This window comes from Nioella sp. (genome assembly GCF_964229645.1).
Classification (GTDB): Bacteria; Pseudomonadota; Alphaproteobacteria; order Rhodobacterales; family Rhodobacteraceae; genus Nioella.
Window position 1 is genome coordinate 1 of sequence record NZ_CAXREX010000087.1, and the last position, 3,446, is coordinate 3,446.

Here is a 3,446-nt window from a genome sequence, read left to right on the forward strand (position 1 = left end):
TACGCCAGTGAAGGAAGACAACTTCTACGTGCTCGGCCCCGCGGGCCAGCTGCGCGTGCCGAACTTCCCGATGCCGCCGCTCATGAACAACCACGGCAACTACATCGTTTCGATGGGCAATGTCTGCCGCTGGATGGCCGAACAGGCCGAGGAACTGGGTGTCGAGATTTTCCCCGGCATGGCCGCGTCGGAACTGGTCTATGACGGCGACCGGGTGAAGGGCGTCGTGGCCGGCGTCTTCGGGCTGGAAGCCGATGGCTCCATCGGGCCGGACACCGAGCCGGGGATGGAACTGCACGGCAAATACGTGTTCCTGTCCGAAGGCGTTCGCGGCTCGCTCGCCAAGGAAGTCATCGCGAAATACGACCTATCTCACGGCCATTGCCCGCAGAAATTCGGCATTGGCATGAAGGAAATCTGGGAAATCGACCCGGCGAAGCATCGCGAGGGCACTGTGACCCACACCATGGGCTGGCCGCTCGGCTCGAACGCGGGCGGTGGCTCGTTCATCTACCACCTGGAAAACAACCAGGTTTACGTCGGCTTCGTGGTGCACCTGAACTACAAGAACCCGCACCTCTTCCCCTACATGGAATTCCAGCGCTTCAAGCATCACCCGATGGTGGCCGAGCTTCTGGAAGGCGGCAAGCGCGTGGCCTATGGCGCGCGCGCGATTTCCGAGGGCGGCTACCAGTCGATGCCCAAGATGGTGTTCCCCGGCGGCGCGCTGCTTGGCTGTTCGGTCGGCATGGTCAACGTGCCGCGCATCAAGGGCAACCACAACGCCATGCTGTCGGGCAAGGCCGCGGCCGAGGCTGCCTATGAGGCAATCAAGGCGGGCCGAAGCAGCGACGAGCTGACCAGCTATGAGGCCGAAGTTCGCACCGGCCCGATCGGCAAGGACCTCAAGAAGGTGCGCAACGTCAAACCGATGTGGTCGAAATGGGGTCTGACGGCTTCGCTCGTCTTCGGCGGGCTCGACATGTGGACCAACAACCTTTTCGGCTTCTCTTTCTTCGGCACCATGAAGCACGGCAAGACCGACGCCGCCGCAACCGAGGAAGCCAGCAAGCACAAGGTGATCGAGTATCCGCGTCCGGATGGGAAGATCAGTTTCGACCGCCTGACCAATGTCAGCTTCTCGATGACCAATCACGAGGAAAGCCAGCCGGCACACCTTCAGCTGAAGGACGCGGGCATTCCGATCTCGGTCAACCTGCCGAAATATGATGAACCGGCGCAGCGTTACTGCCCGGCCGGCGTCTACGAAGTGATCCGCGAAGAAGGGGCCGAGCCGCGTTTCGTGGTCAACTTCCAGAACTGCGTTCACTGCAAGACCTGCGATATCAAGGACCCCAGCCAGAACATCAACTGGGTCACCCCGCAGGGCGGCGACGGACCGAATTACCCGAACATGTGATCACTTCCCTGACAGGAAGCAAAAAACGGGGCGCCCAAACGGGCGCCCCGCATTGCGTCCGGGCCATGGCCCTCCTAATCTCGACCGTGGATTGAGCAGGAGATTTCGATGAGCATCCTTTCCCGCCTGGCGTTGATTATCGGCCTGGGCCTGTCCGGCCCCGCCGCGGCGCAGACGACCGTGGACCTGGAACCCGGCCTGGCGGGGGCTTACCTGGCGGCGCGCAGCGCGGCACTTTCGGGCGATCACAGGGAAGCTGCGGTGCAGTTTCAGCGGGTGCTTGCTGCCGATCCCGACAACCAGATGATCCTTGGTGATGTGCTGCTGGCCCTTGCGGCCATCGGTGATTGGAGCACGGCAGCGGAATATGCCGCCCGCATTCCCACCGAAGCGACCGATCGGGATTTCGCCAACCTGATCGAACAGGTGATGCGCATTCGCGATGGAGAATTCTCGGAGGCCGCAACGGCAGCGGCGACCATTACCGGCGCGGGCCCCCTGATCGACCCGCTGCTGGAGGCCTGGCTTTACCTGGCTGAAGGCGACATGAGCCGCGCCAATGAGACCTTCACCACGATGGTTGAAACCAACAACCCGCTCGCGGGTCTGGTGCCCTATCAGCTGGCCCTCGCTCGCGCTTCGGTCGGAGATTTCGAAGGGGCGGACGCGATTTTCTCGGGCGATGAATTCGGCCCCCTCCAGGTGTCGACACGCGGCGTGCAGGCCCATGCGCAGGTGTTGGTGCAGCTGGACCGATCCGATGCCGCGCTGCAACTGCTGGATGTCGCCCTGACCCGCGATGCCGACGAAACCCTGTTTGTGTTGCGTGACGCAATCGCGGCCGATCCGACCCGGCCCTATGACTTCATCGTTGCCCCCGAACAGGGCATGGCAGAGGTCTTTTTCTCGCTGGCTCGGGCGCTCGGGACGGATGCGGGCACCACGCTCCCTCTGATCTACACCCGCGCCGCGCATTTCATCGATCCCGGCCATGTGCATTCCGCCGTCCTGGCAGGCGACATCCTGAGCGACGCCGAACAATACCAGATGGCCGCCGAAGCCTATGCCGAGGTGCCGCGCGACAACCCGCTGTTCGTCGAGGCCGAAATGGGCCGGTCCGAGGCACTGTTCCAGCTTGGCCGCCGCGATGCCGCGGTCGAGGTCCTGTCGGCGCTCGCACGGGATTACCCCGACCTCACTGCGGTTCACACCGCGCTTGGCGATGCGTTGCGCCGGCTGGAACGGTTCGACGAAGCCATTGCCGCCTATTCCGCCGCCGTTGACCTCGTTGACCTCAGCCAGCAACGCTACTGGTTCCTGCTCTACGCGCGGGCGATCAGCTATGAGCGGTCGGACATGTGGGACGAGGCCGAGGCCGACTTCCGTGCCGCGCTGGAGCTGGAACCCGACCAACCCAACGTGCTGAACTACCTTGGCTACTCGCTGGTGGAACAGAACCGCAATCTCGACGAGGCCTTGGACATGATCCAGCGCGCGGTATCGGCGCGCCCCGATAGCGGCTACATCGTCGACTCGCTCGGGTGGGTATTCTACCGCCTTGGCCGGTTCGAAGAGGCTGTGTCGCCGATGGAGCGCGCGGTAGAGCTTCTGCCCAATGATCCGATCGTCAATGACCACCTTGGCGACGTCTACTGGATGGTTGGCCGTTTCCGCGAAGCGGAGTTCCAGTGGAGCCGCGCCCTGTCCTTCGAACCCGAAGAAAGCGAGGCAGAGCGCATCCGGCTGAAGCTGGAAATCGGGCTGGACGCCGTGCTGGCCCGAGAGGCCGAGACCGCCCCGTGATCCGCGAAAAAGCCCCGGCCAAGATCAATCTCGCCCTTCACGTCACGGGCCAGCGCGCGGACGGGTATCACCTGCTCGACTCGCTCGTTGTCTTTGCGGGCCTTGGGGATGAACTGACCTTCGAGCCCGCACCTGACCTGTCGCTCTCGATCACCGGGCCATTGGCCGACGGGGTTCCCGTCGGGCCTTCCAACCGAGTTCTTCAGGCGGCTGCCCTCGTTGG

General features: G+C 63.5%; 2 protein-coding genes and 1 pseudogene. All 3 read left to right on the plus strand.

The features are described 5' to 3' along the window. Positions 1–1,420: electron transfer flavoprotein-ubiquinone oxidoreductase (locus tag ACEQXV_RS05965; RefSeq protein WP_370268301.1), on the plus strand; the 1,420-nt coding region annotated here is incomplete at its 5' end. Positions 1,421–1,528: 108 nt separating this feature from the next. Then, a complete protein-coding gene (locus ACEQXV_RS05970) occupies positions 1,529–3,223 on the plus strand; it encodes a tetratricopeptide repeat protein (protein ID WP_370268302.1) in 1,695 nt (564 codons plus the stop codon). Then, positions 3,220–3,446: pseudogene (locus ACEQXV_RS05975) on the plus strand (4-(cytidine 5'-diphospho)-2-C-methyl-D-erythritol kinase); the annotation flags it as partial. The gene ACEQXV_RS05970 and the pseudogene ACEQXV_RS05975, both read left to right, overlap by 4 nt.

Bases quoted from the DNA above. Each gene is read 5' to 3' on its own strand.
- ACEQXV_RS05970 (WP_370268302.1), top strand. From the start codon at position 1,529: ATGAGCATCCTTTCCCGCCTGGCGTTGATTATCGGCCTGGGCCTGTCC.